Source organism: Ruegeria sp. SATB027 (assembly GCF_059613825.1).
In genome coordinates, this window is the sequence record NZ_JBXWTH010000032.1 from 93,676 (window position 1) to 120,422 (window position 26,747).

The window sequence follows — 26,747 nt, forward strand, 5'->3', positions numbered from 1 at the left end:
GCCTTGCCCTTACATCCATCCCCATGAAAGAACTATTGCGCAGTACCGATCCGACGATCCTGGCCTTTGCATCCGCTCTCCTTGAAGGCGAGGATATAGACTGCTTTCAGATGGACGTAAATATGAGCATCCTCGAAGGTGGGATCGGAATCTTTCCCCGCCGACTGATGGTTCGCGCCGAAGACCTGACCCGTGCCGAACGTGTGATGCGCGACAATGAAATTCCGCTGGGCCGATGACCCGGTTTTCCGATAGTGAACTCAGCTGCAATGATTTCTTGGGGGGCAGGGTCCGATTGCTGCAACCTCAGTCGGGTTATCGTGCCGGGGTCGACCCGGTATTGCTTGCCGCATCCGTTCCGGCCAGCGCAGGTCAGTCCGTGTTGGAGCTGGGGTGCGGCGCAGGGGCTGCCATTCTTTGCTTGTCCTCCCGAGTGCCCGGTCTGCATCTGACAGGTATCGAGCTACAGCCTGCCTATGCGGAATTGGCCCGCAGAAATGCGGAAATCAACCGGATAGAGCTGGAAGTTGTCCAAGCTGATCTGACCGCTTTGCCTGAGGCGTTTCGGCAGCGCCAGTTCGATCACGTCATTGCGAATCCGCCCTATTATCGGGCGGGGGCGCACAGCCCTGCAAAGGATGCGGGACGAAGTGTGGCCCTGAGCGAAGACACCCAGTTGGCCGACTGGATTGCAGTGGCTGCCAAACGCCTTGCGCCAAAAGGGTACCTGCACATGATCCAGAAAGCCGATCGACTGCCCGACATGCTGGCAGCGTGCCAGGGGTTGCTGGGATCGGTAGAGTTGTTGCCGCTAAGCCCACGGACAGGGCGAGAGGCTGAGCTGATCATTCTGCGCGCCCGCAAAGGAGGGCGTGCGGCATTTCGCCTCCACCCACCTTTGATTGTGCACGCGGGTGAACGTCACGAAAAAGACGGCGAAAGCTATACGGATGCAATTTCGGCCGTGCTCCGGAAGGCCGCTGCCCTGCCCGGGTTTTGACGACGACCGGCAATGTCCAGCCGATTTTGTCGGATTTGTTTCAGATTCTGTGCGTCTGCAGCGTGACAGGGTGGAAACGATGTGATCAACTTCTTACGTGACATTCAGACACGTATAAAAGGAGGATCGCAATGAGCGTGAGCGCACATCTGACAGAACTGAAGAAAAAGCACGAATCTCTCGGTTTAGAAGTAGAACAAGCCCAACGCTCGCCAGGCATCGATGATCTCCACATAGCCCAGCTGAAGAAACAGAAGCTCAAGCTGAAGGAAGAGATCGAGCGACTGTCTGCTTAAGATTTCAAACTGGAACGGGCCGCGATCAAGGCCCCGCCGGTAATCAGAAAGGCCGCGATCGCCAGCACCCAGGATGGGGCAGCGATCCCGGCCATCACCAAAGCAAGTGTCGACAAAAGCGGGGCCGCATAAGATGAGGTCCCGAGCATTTGAATATCACCCTGCTTTACCCCGATATCCCATACATAAAAGGCCAGTCCAACGGGCCCGAGGCCAAGTGCCAATACCGATAACCACCCCAGTGTCGTGTCGGGCAGCACGGTGTCTTCTATGGCCAGATGCAGCAGACCCGAAGCCATCGCAGCCATCAGACAAAAGACCGCAACCGAACTGGTCGGTGTACCCCCCAATTTGCGCGACAAAACCGAATAGCCTGACCATGTCAGGGCGCAAAGCAGGGCCAATGCATATCCCGGCAGGTGTTGTGCCTGAAAACCGGCGCTCCCGCCTCCGGTGATGATCAAAGCAGCCCCAGCAAAGCCAAGGCATGCCCCGATCAAGTGACCAGTGCGAAGCTGCTCGCCCGGTAGCAGGCCGGAAAACAGAACGATAAGAAGGGGCCAGAGATAGGCAATCAACCCGGCCTCGGCCGCGGGGGCCATACGCAGGGCTGAAAAATACAATGCGTGGTACCCGAACAGACCCAATGAACCGAGCAGGTAGGTCGTCCAGGGGACCTGTTTCAACCCGCTAAACCCACCGGTTGCGGCTGTCCAGATCAACCCAAGCGTACCACCAATCGAAAAGCAGATCGTGTTCAACAGCAATGGCGGTGTGGGTGCAGAGCCGACGGTCAAAAGCGCCAGCAAAGCCCATAATAGTACGGCCCCAAAGCCGATGGCTGTTGCGCGCGTTTTGGTCATGATCCGGAAACCTCTTCGATCGGAATAATGTCGAACTCATCCGAAAAATGCGCGGTCTTTTCAATCTCGGTCAGGAACCAATCCCGAAAGGCTGCGATCTGAGGGCGTTTCTCGGCCCCAGGAAGGCACAGGAACCGGAACCGGCCCTGCGTTTCCAGCGCGACCTTGAAGGGGGCAACCAGCCGACCCTCGGTCAAGTCCTTGAGGATCATGGCGCGCCGTCCAAGGGCGACACCAACACCGGCGACAGCGGCGTCAATCGCGTGATCTGCGTTGGAAAAATGCGCGCCATGAGTGGGGATGAAATCGATACCCACAGCGCGGAACCAGGCAGGCCAGTCGCAGGGCGGGGTCAGAAAATTGATCGAATCGTCGTGGATCAACGGTGCGTCGCGCAGGCTGTCTGGGGTGGCGAATTGTTCTGCCAGTTCCGGGGTCATGACCGGGGTCAGCCACTCTTTTCTTACAGGTACGGAATACAGCCCCTCATCGGCGGAATTGCCAAACCGGATGGCAACATCCACATCATCCCGCTCCAGATCCATGTTGCGCAATGTGGCCGAGAATTTCAGGTCGATTTCCGGATGTGCACGGGCGAATTCGTAAAGGCGAGGTGCGAGCCACTTTGCAGTCAGTGCCGGGCCTGCGGTGACGGTCAGTCCGGTGTCTTCCTCCTGCCTGCGTACAGCACGCCACGCGCTTTGCAATGTGGCAAAGCCCTCTGCCGCGCCGGGGGCCAAGGCGCGGCCCGCATCGGTCAGTTCCACAGCACGGTTCAGACGGCGGAACAGAGGGCGACCCAGATGCTCCTCAAGCGATTTGATCTGAAAGGACAGGGCCGCTGGCGTCACGTGCAGCTCTTCCGCCGCTTTCGCGAAGGACATGTGCCGGGCCGCGGCATCAAAAGCTCGAAGCGCGGTAAGTGGGGGCAGATAATCACTCATGGTCGAGAAATTCTTAACTGAAGGTTCAGGAAACTTCGTTTGTCATGATCATAGGTGACCTTCATATTCACATCAGGTCAAGCAAAACTGAATTGAAAGGCGGCTACCATGATCGAGATGACAACAAATCCCGCCGCCCAAGTGGCGATCCTGCGCGCGCATGAAGAGCGTGGCAAGGTGGTCCGGCAGTTGTGGAATTGGGTATTGGGTTCCCGCTGATCGCAGCGCGCGCGATCTTACGGGATAAGGATGGGCCGGCCCTAATGGACCGGCCCGTTTTCACAATTCTGATTGCAGATCAGACGAAGAACTGGGCGCCGTTGGCCGAGATGGTCGAGCCGTTGATGAACTGAGATTCGTCCGAGGCCAGGAAGGTCACACAGCGTGCAATCTCTTCGGGCTCGCCCAGACGACCGGCGGGGATCTGGCCAATAATCGATTCGCGTACCTTTTCGGGCACCGCCATCACCATCTCGGTTGCAATATAACCGGGGCAGATCGCGTTGGCCGTGATGCCCGCTCGCGCGCCTTCCTGCGCCAGAGATTTAACGATGCCCAGATCGCCCGCCTTGGTCGCAGCATAGTTCACCTGAGCGAACTGACCTTTCTGGCCGTTGATCGAGCTGATGACGATGACACGGCCAAATTTGCGCTCGCGCATGCCGGGCCAGACAGGGTGCACAGTGTTGAACACGCCGGTCAGGTTGGTGTCGATCACGTCTTTCCACTGATCGGGTGTCATTTTGTGGAAAGGTGCATCACGGGTGATGCCTGCGTTGGCGACAACGATGTCGATGGGGCCAACCTCGGCCTCGACCTTTTCGATGCCCGCTTTGGATTCGTCATAATCGGCGACGTTCCACTTGTAGGTCTTGATGCCGGTTTCTTCGGTGAATTTCGCGGCGGCTTCGTCATTCCCTGCATAGGTGGCCGCAACGTTGTATCCTTCGGCTTTGAGCGCCTTGGAAATTGCTGCGCCAATGCCGCGGGAACCGCCGGTAACGAGTGCTGTACGTGCCATTTAGGACTCCTCCAATTTTAGTCGCCTTGGTAATGCTGTTACTTTGAGAGATGTTTGTGCGCAATATTGTTTCGTCGTTAAGGTGTTTATTTCGGATGGCAATATCGTCGCATCTAAGGGGTACGACCCCAGTGTAACAAAAAAGGGCGTCCCATGGACGCCCTTTTTTATTTGGTTATTGGCGCACTTAGTCGCGCTCCACACACAGGGCGACACCCATGCCGCCGCCGATGCACAAGGTGGCCAGACCTTTCTTTGCGTCGCGGCGCTTCATTTCGAACAGCAGCGTGTTCAGAACGCGGCAACCTGATGCGCCGATTGGGTGGCCGATGGCAATTGCGCCGCCGTTCACGTTCACAATCGACGGATCCCAGCCCATGTCTTTGTTCACTGCGCAGGCCTGCGCGGCAAAGGCTTCGTTGGCTTCAACCAGGTCCAGATCGTCGACGGACCAACCTGCTTTTTCCAATGCCTTGCGCGAAGCGTAGATCGGGCCAACGCCCATGATCGACGGGTCCAGCCCGGCAGTTGCGTAGGACGCGATGCGCGCCAAAGGTTCGATTCCGCGCTTCTCTGCGTTTTGAGCTGACATCAGCAGGGTTGCGGCCGCGCCGTCGTTCAGGCCCGAAGCGTTTGCAGCAGTGACCGATCCGTCCTTGGTAAAGGCGGGGCGCAGCTTTGCCATGGCTTCCATTGTAGCGCCGTGGCGGATGTATTCGTCCTTGTCCATCACGATGTCACCCTTGCGGGTCTTGATGGTGAAGGGCACGATTTCGTCGACAAATTTGCCAGCTTTTTGCGCCGCCTCGGCCTTGTTCTGCGAAGCAACAGCGAATTCATCCTGCATGTCGCGGCTGATCTGCCATTTCTCGGCAACATTTTCCGCCGTCTGACCCATGTGATAACCGTTGAAGGCATCCCACAGACCATCGCGGATCATGGTGTCGATATACTTCATATCGCCCATCTTGTGACCGGCGCGCAGGGCAGCTGCGTGGGGCGACAGGGTCATGTTCTCTTGACCGCCAGCGGCGACGATGTCGGCATCGCCGAGTTGGATATGCTGAGCGCCCAATGCGACCGCACGCAGGCCCGAGCCGCAAACCTGGTTGATGCCCCAGGCGGCACTTTCTTGCGGCAAACCAGCGTTGATATGCGCCTGCCGAGCCGGGTTCTGCCCCTGAGCCGCAGTCAGCACCTGACCCAAGATGGTTTCGCTGACTTCGCCTTTTTCAATCCCGGCGCGCTCAACAACTGCTTCCAGGACGGCCGCGCCCAGATCATGTGCGGGGGTGTTCGCAAACGAACCACTAAAGCTGCCGACACCTGTTCGTGCGGCGGATGCGATTACTACGTTGGTCATATGATCAGTCCTTTACCGTCATTGTCTGGCGGAATGTCTGACGGCGCAGGCCGAGAGTTTCCCTCTCGAAACAAGAGCGCCCCGTTATCCCCCGCTCAAGTACTTCTGCAATAGCGTAATGCTGCACTTGCAGCAACGGGCAGCTTGTCTCAGCTTGGGAAATGGCGGAAAAATGTCGATCACCCACGGGTCAACTTGCTGTTTTTGAAATTTTTTCCTGTTTCCACGGGGGCGAAACACTGGGCGCGCCAAACAAAAAACCCTGCATGCAATCCACGCCACTTTCAAGCAAAAATGCCGCATCCTTCTGAGTTTCGACCGATTCGGCAGTGACCAGAATTTCAAACTCACGCGCCACGGCAATCAGGGCCCGCACCAAAGCCTGGTTGTCGGGGCTGTTGCTGATGCCCCTGATAAACTGACCATCGATCTTGGCGGCGTCGAACAGAAACTCGCGAAAGTGGCGGAAACTGAAGTTGCTGGCACCAAAGTCGTCCAGCGCAAAGGCGATGCCGCGATCCTGTAGGCGGTCCATAAAGTCGACCACCAATTCCGGCACCTGCATGGCAGAACTTTCGGAGATTTCTAGGATCAGACGTTCGCCCAGCTGCTGATCCCGTTTCAGAAACCGGTCCAGTATACCGGACCAGTTGGAATAACCGATCGAGCGGGCGGACATGTTGATCGACAGGCGGATCTGGGGGTTCTTCACCAACGTGCGCAGACCAAGTTCCAACGCGACGCAGTCGAGATCACGTCCGATCGGAGTGTTTTCAACCTGTGGCATGAACTCACGCGCGGGGATAACGCGCCCTGTTTCATCCAATACACGAATGAAGCCTTCGTAAAACGCGATGTCATGCGGCGGGTGCGCCTGAACAACCGGCTGAAAGGCCAACCGACATTGCTTGTGCTTCACAGCATCGGTTGCCATCTGAACCACCGAACGATCCCGTGTTGACACTGCTGCATTCAAAGGGGTGTCCAACCCTTCGGGAAGATTGGTGAGCTTTTTGTTTCCCATAGGCGCAGATTCCCGTGTGTCCGGAACAGGTGTTTTGACACAGTTTCGGGGCAAACAGATGAATCTGCGGTTAAAGCGTCAGATGAAGTTGCTTATTGCGGTTTTCAGCGCGCGGAATGCCCGGCACGGGCCAGCGACGCCGCGGCTCCAAGAAGGGCTCCTGTCGCACCCAGAATCATCAGGACAAAACCCAATGCGATCAGAGTGCCAACAAAGCTGCCAAGCGCAGCAAGCATGGCCAGCAACAGGCCAAACAACCCGACGAAGGTCGAAATGGTTGCCAAACGTTTCATGCCGCCCCTCGCTCAGTTATGCGCCACATTCACTCACCGATATGGCGTGCAAAGACCGGAGTTCAAGTCTGGGCGGGGCCTGTTGGCTGTGTCAGGCCTGTTCTGCCTGTCCTTTGGGCAGGATCTTGTCGACCTGCTCAAAACCGGGCGTTCCCCGGTCCTCGGGGTGGCGAGCCAAGTGCTTGGCTTTTATCTGCTCCGAGTTGTCGCGGCTGCCGTCGTGGCTGTACCCAGGAGGTGCGAAACAATAGGCCAGACGTTGCCGCAGTGTCAGGCCGGGCTGCGTGGCGTCGTGCCAAATGCCGACCCATTCGTGAAACGCAACGCGCAAAGGGTTGAAGGTGCCGATATTGTGAACCAGCCCGTAATCGACCCGGTCGTTTTCCTGTTCAGGCACAAATGTCCCGAACATCTTGTCCCAGATGATGAAAACTCCGGCGTAATTGCAATCCAGATACCGTGCGTTCCGGCCGTGATGCGCGCGATGATGGCTGGGGGTATTCATGACCGCCTCAAACCATCGGGGCATTTTGCCGATGGCCTCGGTGTGAATCCAGAACTGATAGATCAGGTTCAATCCGCCAACGAACAGAACCATGGCCGGATGGAAACCCAGCAGTATCAGCGGCGCGCGAACGACCATCATGAACGTAAAGGTATAGGTCCAAGTCTGCCGCAGAGCTGTGGTCAGATTGTAGTGCTGCGAGCTGTGGTGGTTGACATGGCTGGCCCAGACCCAGCGAATGCGATGCCCAAAACGGTGTACCCAGTAATAGCGAAGATCATCCAGGACAAAGCACAGAATGATAATGGGAATTGACGTGCCCAGGTCCAAAGGAGTGATCTGCCACAGCCACATGAAAAACGCATAGGCAATAAAGCCCAGCAAAAAGCCCGACGCGATGTTCCCGGCCCCCATGATCAGCGAGGTTACAGCATCGCGCGTTTCATACCGCCCGCCTTTGCCTTTGACTGCGATCCACAGGAATTCTGCCAGAATAGCAGCGATGAAAAACGGGACGGCCCATTGCACCGCATCGGGAAAGCTTACCTGGACTGTCATGCGGGCCTCATCAAGTGTTGCCAGTGCTGGCGTTCGGTCTGGTCAAGGTGAAGAGTCGCGCGCGGGGTGCTGAAGTCGTGAAACCGAACTTCGATGCCATTGGCGGTCTCAAACCAGTCGAAGTCCTGGAGATGCCGCGCTACTGTGTCGGCGCCGAAGGACCAGATCAACCCAGCCCCGTTCTGGGTTCTTACCAGCGCCGTGTGACCGTCATGGGCGATTGTTACGTCGATCACCGTGTCATCAGGGAAATGCCGCAGCCACTGGCGTGGCGCCGTGTCCGGCGTCAGCACGTGCAACCGCGACTTGCCCGTCAGATGCAACAATACCGTAATCCCGGCTATGCCCCCAACGACCAACACCAATAGAATTTCCAGCGGCATTCCATCCTCCTGAGCGCAGAGTGCAAAGGAGGATGGAAACTGTCAAAGGTGGCGTCGCGTCAGTTGTGTTCCAAAACCAAGGCTTTGACCGGAACCATTCGACAAGCGGGAATACAGGTCGGAGATCGTGTAGGTTACCGGATCTCCCTTGCCCTTCTTGAGTACAACCTTGGTGATAGCAGCATCGGCGGCCATCCAGAAAACACCCGCCGTCGCCGCAATTCCTGCAATTGGTTTCACCAAAATATCCTCCGGGTTGAATGCCCGGAGGATATCATGATTCACTGATCTTTAAGCTATTTCCTCAGCTTTCTGCGCCAACAAGCGTCGAGATAATCGCCTTGGCGCTGTCCGAATTCCATTCGGCGTCGCCGATCAACCGCGCGATTTCCTGACCTTCGGGATTCAGAATGACCGTGATGGGCAAGGCAATTACGCCAAATTCGCGCGCGGCGGCCGAGCTGAGGTCCTGATGACGCGGCAGGTTGGATATGCCATTTTCTTCAAAAAACTTCTTGATCCCTGCTGGCGAGTTGCGGCCTGTGGCAAGGGTCAGAACCTGGAACATGTCACCCCCGAACTCGTTCTGCAATTCGGCGATCTGAGGCATCTCTTTGCGGCAGGGGGCGCACCAGGTGGCCCAGAAGTTCAGCAGCACATACTTGCCCTCATAATCGGCCAGCGTGCCGACACCCCCGTCATCTTCCAGCTGAAACTCGATCACTTTTGCCGGTTTCGGTTCTTCATGCAGGATAAGGCGCTTCAGACTGCCTTCCCGTAAGGGGCCCAGTGTCGCAGCATCGGTTGCAAAAGCGGCATTTGCACCTAGCGCAAGGGCCATATAAAGGGGGATCAAACGAAATAGGCGCATATCAACTCCGGGTTTTCTTACATGACCGATCAATCCTCGAACCAGATGTGGGGCGGCCGCTTTGCCGCCGGTCCTGACGCGATCATGGAGGCGATCAACGCCTCGATCGGGTTCGATCAGCGGATGGCAGCCCAGGACATCGAAGGCTCGCGCGCCCATGCGGCCATGTTGGCTGCTACAGGCGTCATAAGTGATAGTGATGCGCAGGCCATTCGGGAAGGGCTGCTCACCGTTTTGTCAGAAATCCAGAGCGGCACGTTTAAGTTCTCAACAGCGTTGGAAGACATACACATGAATGTCGAGGCGCGGCTTAAAGAGATCATCGGCGAGCCTGCTGGCCGTTTGCACACAGGGCGTTCGCGCAACGATCAGGTGGCGACGGATTTCAAACTGTGGGTCCGGGATCAGCTAGATGCGGCTGAAACTGGCCTGCTGGCTTTGATTCGTGCGCTTTTGGCGCAGGCCGAAGCAGGCGCCGATTGGGTCATGCCCGGCTTCACCCACCTGCAAACTGCGCAACCCGTAACATGGGGCCACCACATGATGGCCTATGTCGAGATGTTTGGCCGCGACCTGAGCCGTGTCCGCGACGCCCGTGCCCGAATGAACGAATCCCCGTTGGGGGCCGCCGCGCTGGCAGGCACATCTTTCCCCATTGATCGCCATATGACGGCGCAGGCGTTGGGCTTTGATCGCCCCGCCGCCAACTCGCTTGATGCCGTCAGCGACCGCGATTTCGCGCTGGAGTTCCTGTCGACCGCCTCGATCTGCGCTGTGCACCTGTCGCGCTTTGCCGAGGAGCTGGTGATTTGGTCGTCGGCCCAGTTCCGTTTCGTGTCCCTTTCCGACCGGTTTTCGACCGGCTCGTCGATCATGCCGCAGAAAAAGAACCCGGATGCAGCCGAGCTGATCCGCGCCAAGGTTGGGCGCATCTATGGGGCCAATACCGCGCTGATGATGGTGATGAAGGGCCTGCCGCTGGCCTATTCAAAGGACATGCAGGAGGACAAGGAACAGGTCTTTGATGCCGCCGACAACTGGATGCTGGCTCTGGCGGCGATGGAAGGGATGGTCAAGGACATGACCGCCAACCGCGACAGCCTTGCCGCCGCCGCCGGGTCGGGTTTCTCGACCGCGACGGATCTGGCCGACTGGCTGGTGCGCGTGCTGGGCCTGCCCTTCCGCGACGCGCATCACGTCACAGGATCGCTGGTGGCCATGGCCGAAGGTAAGGAGTGTGACCTGCGCGACCTGGCTCTGGACGATATGCAATCGGTCCATGGTGAAATCTCGGATGACGTCTACTCTGTCCTTGGCGTCGACAATTCGGTAAACTCGCGCCAGTCCTACGGCGGTACTGCCCCCGAACAGGTGCGGGCTCAGATCGAACGATGGAAGGCAATGGTATGACGACCGCGCTACGTGCGATCCTGATAACGGTTTCCGGCTTGGTGCTGGCCGGGTGCGGGGCTGATGGCGAGCCTGATCAACCAACTGCCCCTCAACCCACGGTCAATGCCACCATTGGGGTTGGATCAAGCGGCGCGTATGTTGGCGGGGGTGTCGGCCTAAGCCGCGGACCGCTGGGCATTTATCTTGGATTCTGATCCTTTTGAATGTTGCGCCCATGGTCCCGGCACCTCATGTTGGGTCCACGTATCGATTACCTGTCACACAAAGAAATGGTATTGAAATGAGAATTCTGGGATTGGTTTGTGCACTTGCTGTTTTGGCGGCTTGCGAGCCTTCGTCAGCGCGACGTCCGGAACCTGCGGCCGAACCAAAACAATCGGGCACCGGCATTTCAATCTCGGGCTATGGCCGAGTTGGTGTTTCAACGCAAAACTAAACCGGGACCAAGGATACAGAATCCATTGATCCGAAGTCCTTTTATGGTCTAAGCGCGCAAGCATGGATCACTTTTTGTACCGCGACGGCGCGCTTTACGCCGAAGATGTCCCCATCTCCGAAATCGCAGCCGCGGTCGGAACACCGTTCTATGTCTATTCCACGGCTACATTGCTGCGGCATTTCAAACTGTTCGATGACGCGTTGGACGGCACCGATCATCTGGTCTGCTACGCGATGAAAGCGGCCAGCAATCAGGCGATCCTTAAGACATTGGCCCAAGCAGGTGCGGGGATGGACGTGGTCTCGGGCGGAGAATATCTGCGTGCGAAGGCGGCTGGTGTTCCCGGTGACAAGATCGTGTTCTCAGGTGTGGGGAAAACAGCGGACGAGATACGCATGGCGCTGAGCGGCGGCATTCGCCAGTTCAATGTCGAATCCGAGCCCGAAATGGAAGTGATCAACGCCATTGCGCTTGAGCTTGGCGTGATCGCGCCGATTACCGTCAGGGTGAACCCGGATGTTGATGCCAGGACGCATGCCAAGATTGCCACGGGCAAGTCCGAGAACAAGTTTGGCATTCCGATTGCCCGCGCCTCGGAAGTTTATGCTCACGCCGCCGACCTGCCGGGGCTGGAGGTGATTGGCATCGACGTTCACATCGGCTCGCAACTGACCGAACTTGAACCGTATGAGTTGGCCTACACAAAGCTGGCCGAGCTGACCGAGCGCCTCCGCTCTGAAGGTTACAACATTAGGCGCCTCGACCTGGGCGGTGGTTTGGGCATTCCATACACCCGGTCGAACGACGCACCGCCCTTGCCGATTGAATATGGTGCGCTGGTCAAGAAAACACTGGGCCATCTGGGCTGTGAGATCGAGATTGAGCCGGGCCGCCTGATCGCGGGCAATGCCGGGATCATGGTCAGCAAGGTCATCTATGTGAAATCAGGCGAAGGTCGCGACTTTTTGATCCTTGATGGGGCGATGAATGACCTGATCCGGCCTGCAATGTACGAAGCGTACCACGATATCGTAGCGGTGCAGGAACCGGCGGCTGGCGTGGAACAGCAAGCCTATGACATCGTAGGCCCGGTCTGCGAATCCGGGGATACCTTTGCCAAGCAGCGCAATATGCCACCGTTGAAATCGGGTGATCTGGTCGCATTTCGCAGCGCGGGTGCATACGGTGCGGTGATGTCCAGCGAATACAATACCCGTCCGTTGATCCCTGAAGTTCTGGTGAATGGCGATCAATTTGCAGTCATTCGTGAACGGCCAAGCTTTGACGAAATCATAAACCGCGATACCATACCATCGTGGCTTTGACGCGATAACCGCGCGGGCCCGTCCCGGAGGCCCGTCTTGACCAACAGTACGAACCTGCCCATTCCGCGCCTGTCCCTGTGGCTAACCCATCTTGGCATGGTGGCTGAACAGGTACTGCGCGCGTTCTGGCCTGCGTTCTCTATTGTTCTGGCTTTGCTCGCCGCTCTGATGCTGGGGCTGCAGGATCATCTGCCCGTTGAAATCGTCTGGGGTGCTGGTGCGCTCTCGTTGATCTCTTTTGGTGCAATATCCGTCTGGGGTGTCACGAAATTCAAACTGCCGTCCCGCGCTGATGCGCTGGCGCGGCTGGATGAGGCTCTGCCCGGTCGGCCGATTCAGGCTTTGCTGGACGATCAGGCAATCGGTACCAACGATGGGGACTCGGTTGCCTTGTGGCAGGCGCACAAAGCCCGCATGGCACAGCGTGCGGCCACTGCTGAGGCTGTGAAACCAGATCTTCGGCTTGCGTCGCGCGACCCGTATGCGCTGCGCTATGCCGCTCTGCTGGCATTTGTCGTGGCGCTGATCTTTGGTTCGTTGTGGCGCGTGGGTTCAGTGGCGGACATGGCGCCGGGTACAGCCGTCGCTGGACAGGGCCCAACTTGGGAAGGATGGGTGGAACCCCCCAGATACACAGGTTTGCCGACCTTATATCTTGCTGATCAGACGGGGGCGGCGCTTTCTGTTCCCAAGGGCAGTCGCATCACCTTGCGACTTTACGGTGAGGTCGGTGCACATAGTCTGACCGAAAGCAGTTCTGCCAGCGGAACCGAGGCGGCAACAGACCCGGAACAGGAGTTTGTCGCCGAACGCTCGGGTCAGTTGCGCATTGATGGACCGGCGGGGCGGGACTGGTCGGTGCAGGTCATTGACGACGCGGCTCCGCAGATTGCAGTTTCCGGCACCGCCCAGTCTGAAGCGGGCGGGCAGATGAAGCTGCCATTTTCCGCCAGCGACGATTACGGAGTGGTTTCGGGCTTGGCCCGGATCGAACTGGATTTGCCGGCGATTGACCGTCGGTACGGACTGGCGGCCGAGCCAGAGCCGCGCGAGGTGATCGAAATTGAATTACCCATGCCGATCACCGGTGATCGGGCAGATTTCACCGAAGACCTGATCGAGGACTTCTCGCAGCATCCGTGGGCGCATTTGCCGGTCAGGATTACCTTGATGGCAACGGATGCAGCGGAGCAGCAAACGTCTTCGGATTCCTATGAGACGGCATTGCCAGCACGGCGCTTCTTTGATCCGCTGGCGGCAGCCGTGATTGAGCAAAGGCGCGATCTGCTTTGGTCGCGATCCAATGCGCCTCGTGTCTCGCAATTGCTGAGGGCTGTGTCGCACCGCCCTGAGGATCTGTTTCGTTCTGACACAGCCTATCTGCGACTGCGGGTTGTTCTGCGGCGATTGGAAACTTTTCATCGATACGGGTTGAAGCCCAAACAACAGGAAGAGATTGCACAAGCCCTGTGGGACCTTGCCGTGGTGATCGAGGACGGGACGCTGGCGGATGCATTGGAACGGATGCGCCGCGCGCAGGAACGTCTGACCGAGGCGATGAAGAACGGGGCCAGCGATGACGAAATAGCGGAGTTGATGCAGGAATTGCGCGAGGCGACGCACGATTACCTTCAGCAACTACAACGTCTGGCACAGCAAGATGGAGAAGACGGCGAACGTCAGCCCGGCCAGAATAGTGAATCTTTGCAAATGACGCAGGATGACCTGCAGCGCATGATGGACCGCATTCAGGAACTGATGGAACAAGGTCGCATGGCCGAAGCCCAGCAGGCGCTGGAAGAATTCCAGCAGATGATGGAGAACATGCGTGTAACTCAGGGTCAGGGCCAAGGGCAGCAATCCGAAGGCCAGCAGGCCATGGAAGGTCTTGCCGAAACCCTGCGCGAACAGCAGGGTCTTAGCGATCAGGCCTTTCGTGATTTGCAGGAACAATTCAACCCCGGCGCGCAATCAGGTGAAAGCCAAGGGAACGAAGGCCGCAACGGCGGGCAAGGCCGGGGGCAAAGCCACGAAGGACAGGGCGGACAAGGTGAAGGTTCGGATCAGGCTGGAGACGGTGAGCAGGGGCAAGGCTCGCTCGCCGACCGACAGCAAGCGTTGAGAGACGAGTTGGGTCGTCAGCAACAAGGTCTCCCCGGTGTCGGCACACCCGAAGGTGACGCCGCGCGCGAAGCGCTGGATCGGGCCGGGCGTGCCATGGACGAGGCCGAGCAAGCTCTGCGTGGCGATGATCTCGCCGAAGCTATCGACCGTCAATCCGAAGCGATGGAAGCGTTGCGCGAAGGGATGCGGTCGCTGGGTGAAGCCATGGCGCAGGAACAGCAGAACCAACCGGGGCAGGGAACGCAGGACGGCGATATGCAGGCCAACAACCGCGATCCGCTGGGTCGAAACCCAGGCGCTGCGGGTTCGATTTCAACCGACGAGAACCTGTTGCAGGGCGAAGACGTTTATCGCCGGGCGCGCGAGTTGCTGGATGAAATCCGCCGCCGGACCGGTGAAACAGATCGTCCCCAGATCGAGCTGGAATACCTCAAGCGGTTGCTGGAGCGGTTCTAGCCCTTAGTTCTGCGCACCGGATCCTGCCTGAGTTTCGAGCCAGATGCGCGCCTGATCCACCAGCGACACATATGAGCTGAGCAACGGATCGGCCTGCGGTACAGCCTCGCTGATCTGGCGGGCATTCCCGTAGATCAGGTACAGAACCACGCCGATTATCAGCATCAGCGCAAAACCGCGCAAGAACCCACCGGACTTGCGAGGCGCCTGCGCCTCATCTTCTGCCGGGTCCGACCGCATGCTCGAGTTGATGGCATCGACATCCGGCAGTGCATCCTTTTGCCCGGCATCTACGGCGGTTTCCGAAGTTGCAGGGCGTTTAGGCCTGACCTTTGGCTCTGGCGGTGCTTCCAGGCCCAGATCGGGCTGGCTTTCCAGACCACCGCCTTCCTGCGCGCGCAACTCCGCTTCTCGTGCGGCTTCTTCTTTCAGGATACTGGCGACTGATGGGGCAACATTTCCCGTGGATGCCGCAGGTTTTTCAACCTCTGGCGCTGTTTTTTCGGCAGGCTCAGAGTCCTTCTGGGCCTCGACCTCGGTGTCCGATGTATCTGCCTCAACAGGCTTGTCCTCGGGCGCGTTCGGCTCATCCGTCGCCTCGGATGGATGCTTGGCCTGAAACCAGGTCTGATCGCAGTTCGAACACTGCACGTCGCGGCCTTCCTCGGGGATGACCTCGTCAGGAACTTCGTACTGCGCAGTGCAATTCGGACATGTAAGACGCATACTGCCTCCTCGGCCGGGTGAAGGGCCGATAATAGTTTTTTCAGGGATGATATTCCGTTAAGACCCAACAGCAAAGGGCGTTTTCGGTTTCATGGGCCAAGTGTCACCAATTGGACTCGGTAGAGCCATTGAAACCGTCGCCCTGCTCGGGCAAGAAGAGCGGCAAAATATTGGGGGCACGTGTGATCGAGCTGGAAAATGTCAGCTATACCTACGGTGGCGGCGAGTTGCTGAGCGATGTCTCGGTTCAATTGCAGCCGGGGTCGTTCCATTTTCTGACCGGGCCATCGGGGGCGGGAAAGACGACATTGCTCAAGCTGTGTTACGGGGCACTGTTACCAACCTCAGGACGTCTTAGCGTGTTTGATCAGGATATCTCGGCCCTTGATCGGGATCAGCTGGCCGTGCTCCGCCGACGCGTTGGTGTTGTTCATCAGGATTGCCAGTTCCTTGACCATATGACGCTTGCCGAGAATGTCGCCTTGCCACTGATGGTCTCTGGGCGCGGGGAATCGTCCGGGCAAGACAATTTGACCGAACTGCTCAGCTGGGTGGGGCTTGGTTCACGTCTCGAAGCGCGGCCACCGGAATTGTCCGGCGGTGAACGTCAACGGGCGGCTCTGGCGCGCGCCGTCATCCTGTCGCCCGATGTCATATTGGCTGATGAGCCCACGGGCAATGTCGATTGGGAGATGTCGCAACGTTTGTTGCACCTGCTGGTCGAGCTGAACCGTATGGGAAAGACCGTTCTGATTGCCACCCATGACCTGAGCCTGATCCGTGCGGCAAAAAGTCATGTTCAGGCCCGTGTTTTGCGGATTTCGCAGCGAAAGCTGCATCTGGCGGGGGCAGACCTGTGACTGGGGCTGATATCCAAAACCTGCTGCGCGGCGATACCCGTGCTGACCGTGTTGTTCCGCCAACCGGCTACACAGCGCATCTGACGCTGTTTGTCGCTGGTGCCATGGCATTTCTTGCTGTTTTTGCTTTGGCTTTGTCCCTCGCCTCTGGCCGCATCGCGGATCGGTGGGCCTCGGAACTGGCGGGCGCTGCAACCTTGCGCATCAACGCACCGGCCGAGCAGCTTGCTGCCCAGACAGAAGCGGCATTGACCGTCCTCAGCCAAACACCCGGTGTCGCGTCTGCCCGTGCGCTTAGCGCAGATGAACAAGCCGCGTTGCTGGCACCATGGTTCGGGCCGGACCTGCCGTTGGATACTCTGCCAATCCCGCAGCTGATCGAGATCATCGAGGGCGAACCGGGACTGGATGCACTCGGGCTGCGATTGCGATTGGGGGCCGAGGTGCCCGGCGCGGTTCTGGATGATCACACGCGATGGCGCGAACCGCTGGTCGATGCAGCGATGTCCCTGCGTCGCCTGGGGTGGATATCAATCCTGCTGATTGGCGGTGCGACCGCTGCGATGATTACCCTTGCAGCCAACGCCTCACTTGCGGCCAATGCGCAGATTATCGAAGTTCTGCGATTGGTTGGCGCGCAGGATGGTTTCATCGCGGGGGCTTTTGTACGGCGGTTTACCTATCGCGCGTTTTTCGGCGCCTCGGTTGGGACCCTGCTGGGAATGACTGGTGTCTTGCTTTTGCCCGAAGCTTCGGACGCGGGCGGATTTCTGACCGGAGTTGGATTTCAGGGTAAAGACTGGGTGTTGCCGGTTCTTATCCCCGTCCTTGGGGCAGCCGTTGCCTTTGTTGCCACATGGGCCGCAGCCCGACGCAAGTTGAAGGAGCTTTCCTGATGTTGATGGCAATTCAGTGGGTTCGTTCCCTCATCTTCATGATTGTGATCTATGCCTGGATGCTGATCCTTGGCATCGCGTTTCTTCCTTATGCTCTGTTTTCTAAAAACGGTGCGCTGAAAGCGTGTAAAACCTACGCCAAAAGCACCATGTGGCTGGCCCGGTGGATGGTTGGTATTCGCTGTGAGGTGCGGGGCAATGCCCCAACGAATGAAGTGGTCATCGGGGCCAAACATCAGTCGTTCCTTGATATCATCATGATTTTCGACGCCATTCCGCACGGCAAGTTTATCATGAAGCGCGAGCTGTTGTTCACACCGGTCATTGGCATGTATGCACGACGCCTTGGCTGTATCCCGGTCAATCGCGGCAAGCGCGGTGCGGCTGTGGCAAAAATGGTCAAGGACGTCTCAAAAGAGTTTTCCGAACCCGGTCAGCTGGTGATCTATCCGCAGGGCACGCGTGTGGCACCGGGAGTAAAGAAACCCTACAAGGTTGGTACAGCGGTCCTGTATGAAGGCCTTGGTTTTCCATGTGTTCCGGTTGCTACGAATGCTGGCGTGTTCTGGCCCCGCACAGGCGTGATGCGTAAGCCCGGCCTTGCCATTGTAGATTTTCTGGAGCCGATCAAACCAGGTGTTGCCCGCGATGAGTTCCTCGCGCGGTTGGAGGAAGTCATCGAAACACGCTCGAACGAATTGATGCGCGAAGTGGGGTTTGATCCTGATGGAATTCATTGAAAAAGTAGAAGATCTCGAGGCGTTGTACGGAACGCCGGGTGCTGCTTCGTTGCGAAAGGTCGTTCGACACTTAACTCCGCTCTATCGCAAGTGGATTGAAGCCGCGCGCCTTTGTGTTCTCAGTACAGTTGGTCCCGAGGGTGTGGACGGAAGCCCACGTGGGGACGACGGTGCTGTTGTGCGCGAATTGAACCCAAAAACACTGGCGCTGCCTGACTGGCGGGGAAACAACCGCCTGGACAGCTTGCGCAACATTGTTCGGGACCCGCGCGTTTCGCTGATGTTCTTTGTGCCGGGTTCTGACAATGTCGTTCGGGTTAACGGAACAGCCCGATTGACCGCAGACGCGGCATTGCGCAACCAGTTCGAAAAGGCTGGCAAGGTTCCGGCGACGGTTATCGTCGTGCAGATTGACGAGATTTACAGTCAGTGCGCGCGTGCACTGATGCGCGCCCGCACTTGGACTTGTGGCGACGAAAGCAAGGACCTTCCGACGATTGGGCAGCTTTTGTCGGAGGCGTCAGAGGGTGAAGAGGGCGGCGCGCAATATGACAAAGACTGGGCTGCACGCGCCGCCAAAACAATGTGGTAGGTAGCGGACGGTTGTTCAGTCAAGCTGCGGCGGCTCCGATTCTGGACACCTTTTTGATCCAGCGATCAACGCTGCCCGGTTTGGGATAGCTTGCGCCTGCAAAGTAAGTGAATCGCGTTGGTTTGAAGCCAACAAACCCGAGGATCTGGCCCCGAACCTGTCGAATAAGCGCTTGCCTGTACATCAGGCGCATGAACCAGCCCGGCGTATCTGAGGTCAGGATAACGCGTGCCGTGCGTCCGGTCAGCATCGGGGCTGGCAGGCCAGCCATCGTCGTGTTTCGGGTGTCGAATGTCCGCCCCGGTATGAACATCCGGTCAATCAATCCCTTGAGTTTTGCAGGCAGCCCGCCCCACCACATAGGTGTGGTCAGGACCAGATGGTCGCTCCATTCGAAGTCCTGCAACACGTGTTCCAGAACCGGTTCAAGCGGCTTGAAGTCGTGATAGTTGCCCTGACCGAAATCAAAATCGAATTGCAGGTCGCTCAGATGGACTATTCGGACATCATGTCCGTTTTTGCGGGCTGCCTCGCCATAGGTTTCTGCGAATGTGCGTGACAAGCTGCTTTCTGCCGGATGTCCATCGAGGATGAGGATTTTCTTGGGGTGCATCGGGGTTCTCCTAAAAATGACCGCGGTCAGTTTATAGAATCAAAAAATGACCACGGTCAATATTAAATTTGACCACGGTCAAAAAATGTGCGATTGGGCGTTATGCAAAAAACGATCCAGAAACGTACCATCAAGACCCGCGCCAAGCTTCTATCAGCTGCGGAAGAGGTTATCCGACATGGCGGATATGAAGCCTTGCGGGTGGATGAAGTTGTAAAGGCCGCGGGTGTTGCCAAGGGGACCTTCTTTGCACACTTCCGCGACAAGGATGCGCTGATGGAAATCTTGATAGCGGACAAGCTGAATGCTTGCCTGGATCAGGCCCAATCCGGTACCCCACCCAAAACGGTACCAGAGATTATCGCTTCGCTGGAACCGGTCCACGAATTCATGACGTCCGAACGGTACGTGTTCGATCTGTTGATCAGATACTCGGGGGCAACGGCTATCGCAGATATTGGGCCGATTGCCTATTGTTTTGAACGGTATTTCCGGGTCGTGATGATGTGGCTTGAAACCGCAGAGGTACGCAAGGATGTACCATCCGAGCTGTTAGCAGAAGGCGTGCAGGCCTTTGCCATTCAGGCCATGTCCTTACAGTATTGCGCGCTGCATTCAGCGACAACGTTCACAGACAGACTGGAAACATATCTGGATGCATGGCTGACCCCGGCAAGCTGATCGCCGCCGGGGTCAGGGGTGTTAGCTGTGGATCGGGCCGTCTCCGCAGGCCAGGGCAGCCTCGCGCACCGCTTCGGAATACGTCGGATGCGCGTGGCAGGTGAGCGCCAGATCCTCGGCAGAAGCACCGAATTCCATCGCCACACAGACCTCGTGGATCAGATCACCCGCGCCGGGGCCGATGATATGGGCACCCAGGATGCGATCAGTTTCCTTGTCGGCCAGAATCTTGACGAACCCGTCTGCCGCAAAATTCGCCTTGGCACGCCCATTGCCCATGAACATGAACTTGCCGACTTTATAGGCACGACCCTGTTCCTTGAGCGTCGCTTCGGTTTCACCGACATTGGCAACTTCGGGCCAGGTGTAGATCACGCCCGGAATCACGCCATAGTTCACATGACCGTGCTTGCCTGCAACCTGTTCGGCAGCGGCCATTCCTTCGTCTTCGGCCTTGTGTGCCAGCATCGGGCCTTCGGTCACGTCGCCAATTGCATAGATGCCCGGCACGTTGGTCTGCCAGTCGGCACCAACCTTGATCTGACCACGTTGGGTCATCTCGACGCCCAAAGCGTCCAGTCCCAGACCATCCGAATAGGGTTTGCGGCCTGTGGCAACCAGCACAGTGTCGGCGTCGATCACATGTTCACTGTCGTCTTTGAGCAGCTTGTAGGTAACTTTGGCCTTGGTCTTGGTCGCTTCGGTTTTCTGCACCGCTGCACCCATGATAAAGGTCAGGCCCTGTTTTTTTAGAATGCGCTGGAAGGTTTTTTGCACCTCAGGGTCCATGCCCGGCGTGATCTCCTTGAGGAACTCGATCACGGTAACTTCAGCGCCCAGGCGGCTGTAAACTGATCCCAGTTCCAGCCCGATCACACCCGCGCCGATCACAACCATTTTCTTCGGGACTTTGTTCAGCGACAAAGCACCGGTCGAAGTCACGACAACCTTCTCATCAACTTCAACACCGGGCAGGGAAGATGGTTCCGATCCAGAGGCGATGATAATGTTCTTGGTCTCGTGGACCTCATCACCCACCTTGACCTGACCTGCGGCTGGGATTGATCCCCAGCCTTTCAGCCAGTCGATCTTGTTCTTCTTGAACAGAAATTCGATGCCCTTGGTGTTGCCGTCGATGACCTCGTCCTTGTAGGCCTGCATCTGCTTCCAATCGACCGAAGGCGCTTTGCCCTTCAGGCCCATCTTGGCAAAGTTATGCTCGGCCTCGTGCAGTTGATGGCTGGCATGCAGCAGCGCCTTGGAGGGAATGCAGCCCACGTTCAGGCAAGTACCGCCCAGTGTTTCGCGCCCTTCGACCACGGCGGTTTTCAAACCCAGTTGAGCGCAGCGGATCGCGCAGACATAGCCGCCGGGCCCGGCGCCGATTACGATGACGTCATAATTTGCCATTACATTCTCCTAAATCGACCGGACGTTCCGGCGCTTCCCCGACCCGATTTGGCGGGTCGGAAATAGTCATTGTCAAACAGGTTCCAGCAGCTTGATCGAGATATGGGCAATTCCGCCCCGCTCGTGATGCATCGCCAATTCTTCGGAACCAAAGAAGGCTTTGGCCTTGTCCAGGTTTGTAACCTCGAACATCGCGATGGCGTGGTCTTTTTGGTCGGGGTCGCGCCAGACATGCAGGTCGCGGATACCCGCCGCCTTGCGCATCGGTTTGTCCTCGCGGAACACTTTCAGCCAGGCGTTGAAATCGGCCACGTCGGCTTGCCAAAGGACATGCGTTGCCATGCTTACAGGTCCATCAGCAGGCGGCGCGGATCTTCCAGCGCCTCTTTCACACGAACGAGGAAGGTAACGGCACCTTTGCCGTCGACAATCCGGTGGTCATACGACAGGGCCAGATACATCATCGGGCGGATCTTGATATCACCATTGATGACCATCGGGCGGTCCTGGATCTTGTGCATGCCCAGAATACCCGACTGAGGGGGATTCAGGATCGGCGAGGACATCAGCGAGCCATAGACACCACCATTCGAGATGGTGAAGGTGCCACCCTGCATCTCAGCCATGCTCAGCTTGCCGTCACGGGCGCGCTTGCCCTTTTCGGCGATGGCTTTTTCGATCGCGGCAAAGGACATGCTGTCGGCATCACGGATCACGGGAACTACCAGACCCTGCGGCGTACCGGCGGCAACGCCCATATGCACGAAGTTCTTGTAGACGATGTCGGTTCCATCAATCTCGGCATTGACCTCGGGCACTTCTTTCAGCGCGTGGCAGCAGGCCTTGGTGAAGAAGGACATAAAGCCCAAACGCACACCATGCTTCTTCTCGAACTGGTCTTTGTACTGATTGCGCAGGGCCATGACCTCGGTCATGTCCACCTCGTTGTAGGTGGTCAGGATCGCAGCGGTGTTTTGTGCGTCCTTGAGACGTTTGGCAATGGTTTGGCGCAGGCGGGTCATCCGCACGCGTTCTTCGCGGGCCTCGTCCTCGGCAGCCACAGGGGCGCGTGGGGCTTGGGCCACAGGGGCGGGCGCAGCCGCCGCAGGTACCGGGGCTGAAACTGCTGCAACGGCTTTGGCTACGTCTTCCTTCATGATGCGACCGTCGCGGCCTGTTCCGGTGACCTGATCAGCCGACAGTCCGGCTTCGGCCATTGCTTTCTGGGCGGACGGTGCGTTTGCGACGTCTTTTCCGGTGCTTGTTGCTGCGGGCGCCGCCGCTGCTGCCTGTGCCGGCGCGGCTGCTGCACCAGCGGCAGCTCCGGTGATGACGGCCAGCTTGGCAGCCGCATCCACGGTCGATCCTTCTGGAGCAACGATTTCCGCAAGAACACCCGAAGTCGGTGCGGGAACTTCAACCGAGACTTTATCGGTTTCCAATTCGCACAGCATCTCATCCTGCGCGACGTTGTCGCCAACCTTCTTGAACCAGGTCGAAACGGTTGCCTCCGTCACAGACTCACCAAGTGTCGGAACCATCACGTCAACCGACCCACCTGATGCGGCAGGTGCCGCTGCCGGGGCTGCGGCTGGCGCCGGGGCTGCGCCTTCGCCCGCCGCAATCGTTGCCAGCAAGGCGTCAACACCGACGGTTTCGCCTTCGGCTGCCACGATTTCACCCATGACACCCGCTGCCGGCGAAGGAACCTCGACGGTGACCTTGTCTGTCTCCAGCTCACACAGCATCTCATCCATGGCGACCGCATCACCGGGCTTTTTGAACCAGGTTGCAACTGTGGCTTCGGTGACCGATTCGCCAAGCGTGGGAACACGAACTTCAATCGTCATCGCTTACTTTCCTTCAATGCTCAGCGCTTCGTTAACCAGCGCTTCTTGTTGGGCTTTGTGTTGGCTGGCCAGCCCCGTTGCGGGCGAGGCCGATGTGGCGCGACCGGCATAGGTCGGGCGAGTGTGTTTAGCATCGATACGGGACAGGACCCATTCGATGTTGGGTTCGATAAAGGTCCACGCACCCTGGTTCTTGGGCTCTTCCTGACACCAGACCATCTCGGCATTCTTGAACCGTTCGAGTTCGTTGATCAGTGAATGTGCCGGGAACGGATAGAATTGTTCGATCCGCATCAGGTAGATGTCATCGATGCCACGCGCGTCGCGTTCCTCCAGCAGGTCGAAATAGACCTTGCCGGAACACATGACGACGCGCTTGATCTTGTCATCAGCCACCAGCTTGGTGTCAGAGTTGCCCTTCTGCGCGTCATCCCACAGCACCCGGTGGAAGCTGGAGCCTGTGGTGAAGTCGTCCGCCGTGCTGACGGCCAGCTTGTGACGCAGCAGCGACTTCGGTGTCACCAGGATCAGCGGTTTCCGGAAAGTCCGGTGCAACTGACGGCGCAGGATGTGGAAATAGTTCGCGGGTGTCGTACAGTTCGCCACGATCCAGTTGTCCTGACCGCACATTTGCAGGAACCGTTCCAGACGCGCTGACGAGTGTTCCGGGCCTTGCCCTTCAAAGCCATGCGGCAGCAATGTGACAAGACCGGACATCCGCAGCCACTTGCTTTCGCCCGAGCTGATAAACTGGTCGAACATGATCTGCGCACCGTTGGCAAAGTCGCCGAACTGCGCCTCCCACAGAACCAGAGCGTTCGGTTCTGCTAGCGAATAGCCGTATTCGAAACCCAGCACCGCGTATTCCGACAGCATCGAGTCGATGACATCGTATTGGGATTGCCCGGCACGGATGTTGTTAAGCGGGTAATACCGTTCTTCGGTTTCCTGATGAACAAACCCAGAGTGACGCTGGCTGAAGGTGCCCCGTGTTGCGTCCTGTCCGGCCAGACGCACGGGATATCCTTCGGTCAGCAACGAGCCAAACGCCAGTGCCTCGCCCGTGGCCCAGTCGAAGCCTGCACCAGTCTCGAACATCTGTTTCTTATGTTCCAGCAACCGCTCAACGGTTTTGTGCATTGCGAAATCGCCAGGAGCCTTGGTCAGCGCGGCTCCGATTTCTGCCAGTGTCTCTGCCGAGATCGCTGTTTCACCCCGGACATAGTCATCCTTGTTCTTGTCAAGATGCGACCAGCGCCCATCCAGCCAGTCGGCCTTGTTGGGTTTATAGTCTTTCCCGGCCTCGAACTCGTCGTTCAGGTGGGCCTGAAAAGCGGCCTTCATATCTTCGATCTCACCCTCGGGGATCAGCCCGTCCTTGACTAGCCGCTCGGTGTACAAGGAAAGCGTAGTTTTATGGGTTTTGATCTTCTTGTACATGATCGGGTTGGTGAACATGGGCTCATCGCCCTCGTTATGGCCAAACCGGCGATAGCAGAAGATGTCCAGAACCACGTCTTTATGGAACTTCTGGCGGAACTCGGTCGCCACCTTCGCGGCGTGAACCACCGCCTCGGGGTCGTCGCCGTTCACATGGAAGATCGGGGCCTCGACCATCAGCGCGATATCGGTCGGATAGGGGCTCGAGCGGCTGAAATGCGGCGCGGTAGTGAACCCGATCTGGTTGTTCACCACGATATGCATGGTGCCGCCGGTTCTGTGCCCTTTCAGGCCAGACAGGCCAAAGCCTTCGGCCACCACACCCTGACCGGCAAAGGCCGCGTCACCGTGCAGCAAAATGGCCATGACCCTTGTGCGATCTGTATCGCCCAGTTGGTCCTGCTTGGCGCGGACCTTACCCAGAACCACCGGGTTTACCGCCTCAAGGTGAGAGGGGTTGGCGGTCAGTGACAGGTGCACACTGTTGCCATCGAATTCGCGATCGCTGGAGGCGCCGAGGTGATATTTCACGTCGCCAGAGCCATCCACGTCTTCGGGCTTGAAGCTACCGCCCTGGAATTCGTTGAAAATCGCGCGATAAGGCTTGCCCATCACGTTGGCCAGAATGTTCAGGCGACCCCGGTGCGGCATCCCGATGACGATGTCACTAAGGCCAAGCGCACCACCGCGCTTGATGATCTGTTCCATCGCCGGGATAAGCGCCTCGCCACCGTCCAGACCGAACCGCTTGGTACCCATGTACTTGACGTGCAGGAACTTCTCAAAGCCCTCGGCCTCGACCATCTTGTTCAGGATCGCCTTGCGGCCTTCCTTGGTGAACTGGATTTCCTTGCCATAGCCCTCGATCCGCTCCTTCAGCCAGGCGGCCTCTTCCGGGTTCGAGATATGCATGTATTGCAGTGCGAAGGTGCCGCAATATGTACGTTTCACGATTTCAACGATCTGCCGCATCGAAGCGACCTGCAATCCCAGCACGTTGTCGATAAAGATCGGGCGATCCATGTCGGCATCGGTGAAACCGTAAGTCTTCGGGTCCAGCTCAGGATGTGTGCTGGCAGCACGCATGCCCAGCGGGTCCAGATCCGCGGCCAGATGGCCCCGGATGCGATAGGCCCGGATCAGCATCAGTGCCCGCAAACTGTCCAGCACGGCGCGTTTGATCTGGTCGTCGCTGACCTCAGCGCCTTTTTCAGCCGCCTTGTCCTTGATCTTTTTGCCCGCCGCTTTGGCGTCAATCTCGGCCCATTCACCAGTCAGCGCACCAGTCAGGTCGTCTGCTGGCATTGGCGGCCAGTCGGTGCGCGCCCAGGACGGACCGTCGGCTTCGCGTTGAACATCGGGTGCGGCATCGCCCATGGCATCAAAGAACGCGCCCCATGCGGCATCCACCGCCCCGGGGTTCTTTGTGTATTGCGCATAAAGCTGCTCTAGATATTCGGCATTATGCCCCTGCATGAAGCTTGAGGCATGAAAGGCGGAATTGGGCGAATGTTCGGTCATAGGGCTACCTCTGTTGGGTTGGGACCGTATTGATTGGTGCCTGGCTGGCTGGGGCGTGTCAGCCACCATAGAACCAGGAGGGGCGACACCACCAGTACCAGTAGTGTCGGAAGAACGATGAGCAACGTGGCGCGGGTGAACAGGATATCCAGCCTGCCGCCATGCTGGAAATGAGAGGCCAGGCCGATACCGAAAACGAGCACGGCTCCGGCGCCAAGGATCAACAGGATCGGCAGCAGAGCATACAGCCCGCTGCGACCGGTATCATGCATCCGTCGGAAAGCGACCGCCAAATGAGGAAAGAAGACAATCAGGCCGACAATGCCCTGCACCGGTTGTGAGGACGTGGCTGACACGGATTTCGAGGTTTCGGTTTCCGTCACCGCGACCTGCGTGAAGAACTGCCAATCAATGATCCCAGCGATGATGTTCCAGATAACGATGAACAGAAAAAAGAACCAGTATTCGGGCCGCGAAGCACGGCCCGAGAAGGTGAAAACCTGGGCAAAACAGGTGCGGATGGCGTCGGAGAAGGTCATT

Annotated in this window: 29 protein-coding genes; 12 read left to right on the top strand and 17 right to left on the bottom strand. The window is 57.9% G+C overall.

Translation table 11 applies throughout. From position 1 onward, the window contains the following. Nucleotides 1-23: 23 nt before the first annotated feature. The 3 genes from AC2FPW_RS08105 (at nt 24) to AC2FPW_RS08115 (ending at nt 1,296) form a co-directional block, all read left to right on the top strand. Complete coding sequence (locus tag AC2FPW_RS08105; protein ID WP_050604033.1) at nt 24-239, top strand: putative signal transducing protein; 216 nt, start codon at nt 24-26, stop codon at nt 237-239. Next, nucleotides 236-1,000: a tRNA1(Val) (adenine(37)-N6)-methyltransferase gene (locus AC2FPW_RS08110; RefSeq protein WP_496813169.1), complete on the top strand. Its 765-nt coding sequence runs from the start codon at nt 236-238 to the stop codon at nt 998-1,000. Before AC2FPW_RS08105 ends, AC2FPW_RS08110 begins: the two co-directional genes overlap by 4 nt. Before the next feature lie 131 nt (nt 1,001-1,131). Then, nucleotides 1,132-1,296 (top strand): YdcH family protein, encoded by a 165-nt coding sequence (locus tag AC2FPW_RS08115; protein WP_083445267.1) that lies wholly within the window; start codon nt 1,132-1,134, stop codon nt 1,294-1,296. Here the strand turns inward: AC2FPW_RS08115 and yddG are convergent. The 10 genes from yddG to AC2FPW_RS08165 all read right to left on the bottom strand — a co-directional run bounded on the left by yddG (nt 1,293) and on the right by AC2FPW_RS08165 (nt 9,121). Continuing rightward, on the bottom strand, nt 1,293-2,159 hold the full coding sequence (gene yddG, locus AC2FPW_RS08120) for an aromatic amino acid exporter YddG (RefSeq protein WP_496813170.1): 867 nt from the start codon (nt 2,157-2,159) through the stop codon (nt 1,293-1,295). The genes AC2FPW_RS08115 and yddG overlap by 4 nt on opposite strands. Then, nucleotides 2,156-3,103, bottom strand: a complete 948-nt coding sequence (locus AC2FPW_RS08125; RefSeq protein ID WP_496813171.1) for a transcriptional regulator GcvA — start codon at nt 3,101-3,103, stop codon at nt 2,156-2,158. The genes yddG and AC2FPW_RS08125 overlap by 4 nt, the downstream gene beginning before the upstream one ends. A gap of 298 nt (nt 3,104-3,401) precedes the next feature. Continuing rightward, nucleotides 3,402-4,124: an acetoacetyl-CoA reductase gene (gene phbB / locus AC2FPW_RS08130; RefSeq protein WP_209506587.1), complete on the bottom strand. Its 723-nt coding sequence runs from the start codon at nt 4,122-4,124 to the stop codon at nt 3,402-3,404. Between the two features lie 187 nt (nt 4,125-4,311). Next, nucleotides 4,312-5,487: an acetyl-CoA C-acetyltransferase gene (locus AC2FPW_RS08135; RefSeq protein ID WP_209598663.1), complete on the bottom strand. Its 1,176-nt coding sequence runs from the start codon at nt 5,485-5,487 to the stop codon at nt 4,312-4,314. A 190-nt stretch (nt 5,488-5,677) separates the two neighbouring features. Then, nucleotides 5,678-6,511: an EAL domain-containing protein gene (locus tag AC2FPW_RS08140; protein WP_496813173.1), complete on the bottom strand. Its 834-nt coding sequence runs from the start codon at nt 6,509-6,511 to the stop codon at nt 5,678-5,680. Between the two features lie 104 nt (nt 6,512-6,615). Continuing rightward, entirely contained in the window at nt 6,616-6,804 is a 189-nt protein-coding gene (locus AC2FPW_RS08145; RefSeq protein WP_480585514.1) for a hypothetical protein, read from the bottom strand. A gap of 91 nt (nt 6,805-6,895) precedes the next feature. Further along, nucleotides 6,896-7,867, bottom strand: coding sequence for a sterol desaturase family protein (locus AC2FPW_RS08150; RefSeq protein WP_496813174.1), 972 nt, complete (start codon nt 7,865-7,867; stop codon nt 6,896-6,898). After that, nucleotides 7,864-8,250, bottom strand: coding sequence for a hypothetical protein (locus AC2FPW_RS08155; protein WP_496813175.1), 387 nt, complete (start codon nt 8,248-8,250; stop codon nt 7,864-7,866). The genes AC2FPW_RS08150 and AC2FPW_RS08155 overlap by 4 nt, the downstream gene beginning before the upstream one ends. 42 nt (nt 8,251-8,292) lie before the next feature. Continuing rightward, complete coding sequence (locus AC2FPW_RS08160; protein WP_480538995.1) at nt 8,293-8,490, bottom strand: hypothetical protein; 198 nt, start codon at nt 8,488-8,490, stop codon at nt 8,293-8,295. A gap of 64 nt (nt 8,491-8,554) precedes the next feature. Further along, nucleotides 8,555-9,121, bottom strand: a complete 567-nt coding sequence (locus AC2FPW_RS08165; protein ID WP_496752214.1) for a TlpA disulfide reductase family protein — start codon at nt 9,119-9,121, stop codon at nt 8,555-8,557. Nucleotides 9,122-9,142: 21 nt separating this feature from the next. On the opposite strand from AC2FPW_RS08165, the gene argH reads away from it, so the two are divergent. The 4 genes from argH (at nt 9,143) to AC2FPW_RS08185 (ending at nt 14,878) form a co-directional block, all read left to right on the top strand. Continuing rightward, nucleotides 9,143-10,531: an argininosuccinate lyase gene (gene argH, locus AC2FPW_RS08170; protein WP_496813176.1), complete on the top strand. Its 1,389-nt coding sequence runs from the start codon at nt 9,143-9,145 to the stop codon at nt 10,529-10,531. Beyond that, the gene (locus AC2FPW_RS08175) at nt 10,528-10,728 is read left to right on the top strand and encodes an argininosuccinate lyase (RefSeq protein ID WP_480483118.1); all 201 of its coding nucleotides are present in this window, start codon (nt 10,528-10,530) and stop codon (nt 10,726-10,728) included. The genes argH and AC2FPW_RS08175 overlap by 4 nt, the downstream gene beginning before the upstream one ends. 304 nt (nt 10,729-11,032) lie before the next feature. After that, complete coding sequence (gene lysA / locus AC2FPW_RS08180) at nt 11,033-12,298, top strand: diaminopimelate decarboxylase (protein ID WP_496813178.1); 1,266 nt, start codon at nt 11,033-11,035, stop codon at nt 12,296-12,298. Between the two features lie 96 nt (nt 12,299-12,394). Further along, complete coding sequence (locus tag AC2FPW_RS08185) at nt 12,395-14,878, top strand: TIGR02302 family protein (protein ID WP_496813302.1); 2,484 nt, start codon at nt 12,395-12,397, stop codon at nt 14,876-14,878. Nucleotides 14,879-14,881: 3 nt separating this feature from the next. Here AC2FPW_RS08185 and AC2FPW_RS08190 read toward each other — a convergent pair whose 3' ends face one another. Continuing rightward, nucleotides 14,882-15,604, bottom strand: a complete 723-nt coding sequence (locus AC2FPW_RS08190; RefSeq protein WP_496813179.1) for a zinc-ribbon domain-containing protein — start codon at nt 15,602-15,604, stop codon at nt 14,882-14,884. A gap of 182 nt (nt 15,605-15,786) precedes the next feature. Between AC2FPW_RS08190 and AC2FPW_RS08195 the strand changes: the two genes are divergently transcribed. Genes AC2FPW_RS08195 through AC2FPW_RS08210 form a run of 4 tightly spaced genes read left to right on the top strand, consistent with a single transcriptional unit; the run spans nt 15,787 to nt 18,692 of the window. Next, nucleotides 15,787-16,464 (top strand): cell division ATP-binding protein FtsE, encoded by a 678-nt coding sequence (locus AC2FPW_RS08195; protein ID WP_480585531.1) that lies wholly within the window; start codon nt 15,787-15,789, stop codon nt 16,462-16,464. Further along, the gene (locus AC2FPW_RS08200) at nt 16,461-17,360 is read left to right on the top strand and encodes a cell division protein FtsX (RefSeq protein WP_480483124.1); all 900 of its coding nucleotides are present in this window, start codon (nt 16,461-16,463) and stop codon (nt 17,358-17,360) included. The genes AC2FPW_RS08195 and AC2FPW_RS08200 overlap by 4 nt, the downstream gene beginning before the upstream one ends. After that, a complete protein-coding gene (locus tag AC2FPW_RS08205) occupies nt 17,360-18,100 on the top strand; it encodes a lysophospholipid acyltransferase family protein (protein ID WP_267363220.1) in 741 nt (246 codons plus the stop codon). Before AC2FPW_RS08200 ends, AC2FPW_RS08205 begins: the two co-directional genes overlap by 1 nt. Further along, nucleotides 18,087-18,692, top strand: coding sequence for a pyridoxamine 5'-phosphate oxidase family protein (locus tag AC2FPW_RS08210; RefSeq protein WP_480483127.1), 606 nt, complete (start codon nt 18,087-18,089; stop codon nt 18,690-18,692). Before AC2FPW_RS08205 ends, AC2FPW_RS08210 begins: the two co-directional genes overlap by 14 nt. Before the next feature lie 19 nt (nt 18,693-18,711). On the opposite strand, the gene AC2FPW_RS08215 is transcribed toward AC2FPW_RS08210, so the two are convergent. Continuing rightward, nucleotides 18,712-19,305: an NAD(P)H-dependent oxidoreductase gene (locus AC2FPW_RS08215; protein ID WP_480483129.1), complete on the bottom strand. Its 594-nt coding sequence runs from the start codon at nt 19,303-19,305 to the stop codon at nt 18,712-18,714. Between the two features lie 102 nt (nt 19,306-19,407). Between AC2FPW_RS08215 and AC2FPW_RS08220 the strand changes: the two genes are divergently transcribed. Then, nucleotides 19,408-19,986: a TetR/AcrR family transcriptional regulator gene (locus AC2FPW_RS08220; protein WP_480483131.1), complete on the top strand. Its 579-nt coding sequence runs from the start codon at nt 19,408-19,410 to the stop codon at nt 19,984-19,986. Nucleotides 19,987-20,007: 21 nt separating this feature from the next. Here the strand turns inward: AC2FPW_RS08220 and lpdA are convergent, their stop codons facing one another. The 5 genes from lpdA to AC2FPW_RS08245 form a co-directional block, all read right to left on the bottom strand. Continuing rightward, nucleotides 20,008-21,396, bottom strand: a complete 1,389-nt coding sequence (gene lpdA / locus AC2FPW_RS08225; RefSeq protein WP_480585542.1) for a dihydrolipoyl dehydrogenase — start codon at nt 21,394-21,396, stop codon at nt 20,008-20,010. Nucleotides 21,397-21,468: 72 nt separating this feature from the next. Continuing rightward, a complete protein-coding gene (locus AC2FPW_RS08230; RefSeq protein ID WP_480483134.1) occupies nt 21,469-21,738 on the bottom strand; it encodes a hypothetical protein in 270 nt (89 codons plus the stop codon). 2 nt (nt 21,739-21,740) lie between these two features. After that, nucleotides 21,741-23,246, bottom strand: coding sequence for a 2-oxoglutarate dehydrogenase complex dihydrolipoyllysine-residue succinyltransferase (odhB, locus tag AC2FPW_RS08235; RefSeq protein ID WP_496813181.1), 1,506 nt, complete (start codon nt 23,244-23,246; stop codon nt 21,741-21,743). A gap of 3 nt (nt 23,247-23,249) precedes the next feature. After that, nucleotides 23,250-26,207 carry a 2-oxoglutarate dehydrogenase E1 component gene (locus tag AC2FPW_RS08240; protein WP_496813182.1) on the bottom strand — a complete coding sequence of 986 codons (2,958 nt, stop codon included), beginning with the start codon at nt 26,205-26,207 and terminating at the stop codon, nt 23,250-23,252. Then, a complete protein-coding gene (locus AC2FPW_RS08245; protein ID WP_496813184.1) occupies nt 26,204-26,746 on the bottom strand; it encodes a DUF805 domain-containing protein in 543 nt (180 codons plus the stop codon). Before AC2FPW_RS08245 ends, AC2FPW_RS08240 begins: the two co-directional genes overlap by 4 nt. Nucleotide 26,747: the final 1 nt, after the last annotated feature.

Excerpts from the sequence above, each read along its gene's own strand:
- AC2FPW_RS08105 (WP_050604033.1), top strand. The coding sequence starts at position 24 with ATGAAAGAACTATTGCGCAGTACCGATCCGACGATCCTGGCCTTTGCA.
- AC2FPW_RS08110 (WP_496813169.1), top strand. The coding sequence starts at position 236 with ATGACCCGGTTTTCCGATAGTGAACTCAGCTGCAATGATTTCTTGGGG.
- AC2FPW_RS08115 (WP_083445267.1), top strand. The coding sequence starts at position 1,132 with ATGAGCGTGAGCGCACATCTGACAGAACTGAAGAAAAAGCACGAATCT.
- yddG (WP_496813170.1), bottom strand. The coding sequence starts at position 2,159 with ATGACCAAAACGCGCGCAACAGCCATCGGCTTTGGGGCCGTACTATTA.
- AC2FPW_RS08125 (WP_496813171.1), bottom strand. The coding sequence starts at position 3,103 with ATGAGTGATTATCTGCCCCCACTTACCGCGCTTCGAGCTTTTGATGCC.
- phbB (WP_209506587.1), bottom strand. The coding sequence starts at position 4,124 with ATGGCACGTACAGCACTCGTTACCGGCGGTTCCCGCGGCATTGGCGCA.
- AC2FPW_RS08135 (WP_209598663.1), bottom strand. The coding sequence starts at position 5,487 with ATGACCAACGTAGTAATCGCATCCGCCGCACGAACAGGTGTCGGCAGC.
- AC2FPW_RS08140 (WP_496813173.1), bottom strand. The coding sequence starts at position 6,511 with ATGGGAAACAAAAAGCTCACCAATCTTCCCGAAGGGTTGGACACCCCT.
- AC2FPW_RS08145 (WP_480585514.1), bottom strand. The coding sequence starts at position 6,804 with ATGAAACGTTTGGCAACCATTTCGACCTTCGTCGGGTTGTTTGGCCTG.
- AC2FPW_RS08150 (WP_496813174.1), bottom strand. The coding sequence starts at position 7,867 with ATGACAGTCCAGGTAAGCTTTCCCGATGCGGTGCAATGGGCCGTCCCG.
- AC2FPW_RS08155 (WP_496813175.1), bottom strand. The coding sequence starts at position 8,250 with ATGCCGCTGGAAATTCTATTGGTGTTGGTCGTTGGGGGCATAGCCGGG.
- AC2FPW_RS08165 (WP_496752214.1), bottom strand. The coding sequence starts at position 9,121 with ATGCGCCTATTTCGTTTGATCCCCCTTTATATGGCCCTTGCGCTAGGT.
- argH (WP_496813176.1), top strand. The coding sequence starts at position 9,143 with ATGACCGATCAATCCTCGAACCAGATGTGGGGCGGCCGCTTTGCCGCC.
- AC2FPW_RS08175 (WP_480483118.1), top strand. The coding sequence starts at position 10,528 with ATGACGACCGCGCTACGTGCGATCCTGATAACGGTTTCCGGCTTGGTG.
- lysA (WP_496813178.1), top strand. The coding sequence starts at position 11,033 with ATGGATCACTTTTTGTACCGCGACGGCGCGCTTTACGCCGAAGATGTC.
- AC2FPW_RS08185 (WP_496813302.1), top strand. The coding sequence starts at position 12,395 with ATGGTGGCTGAACAGGTACTGCGCGCGTTCTGGCCTGCGTTCTCTATT.
- AC2FPW_RS08190 (WP_496813179.1), bottom strand. The coding sequence starts at position 15,604 with ATGCGTCTTACATGTCCGAATTGCACTGCGCAGTACGAAGTTCCTGAC.
- AC2FPW_RS08205 (WP_267363220.1), top strand. The coding sequence starts at position 17,360 with ATGTTGATGGCAATTCAGTGGGTTCGTTCCCTCATCTTCATGATTGTG.
- AC2FPW_RS08210 (WP_480483127.1), top strand. The coding sequence starts at position 18,087 with ATGGAATTCATTGAAAAAGTAGAAGATCTCGAGGCGTTGTACGGAACG.
- AC2FPW_RS08215 (WP_480483129.1), bottom strand. The coding sequence starts at position 19,305 with ATGCACCCCAAGAAAATCCTCATCCTCGATGGACATCCGGCAGAAAGC.
- AC2FPW_RS08220 (WP_480483131.1), top strand. The coding sequence starts at position 19,408 with ATGCAAAAAACGATCCAGAAACGTACCATCAAGACCCGCGCCAAGCTT.
- lpdA (WP_480585542.1), bottom strand. The coding sequence starts at position 21,396 with ATGGCAAATTATGACGTCATCGTAATCGGCGCCGGGCCCGGCGGCTAT.
- AC2FPW_RS08230 (WP_480483134.1), bottom strand. The coding sequence starts at position 21,738 with ATGGCAACGCATGTCCTTTGGCAAGCCGACGTGGCCGATTTCAACGCC.
- odhB (WP_496813181.1), bottom strand. The coding sequence starts at position 23,246 with ATGACGATTGAAGTTCGTGTTCCCACGCTTGGCGAATCGGTCACCGAA.
- AC2FPW_RS08240 (WP_496813182.1), bottom strand. The coding sequence starts at position 26,207 with ATGACCGAACATTCGCCCAATTCCGCCTTTCATGCCTCAAGCTTCATG.
- AC2FPW_RS08245 (WP_496813184.1), bottom strand. The coding sequence starts at position 26,746 with ATGACCTTCTCCGACGCCATCCGCACCTGTTTTGCCCAGGTTTTCACC.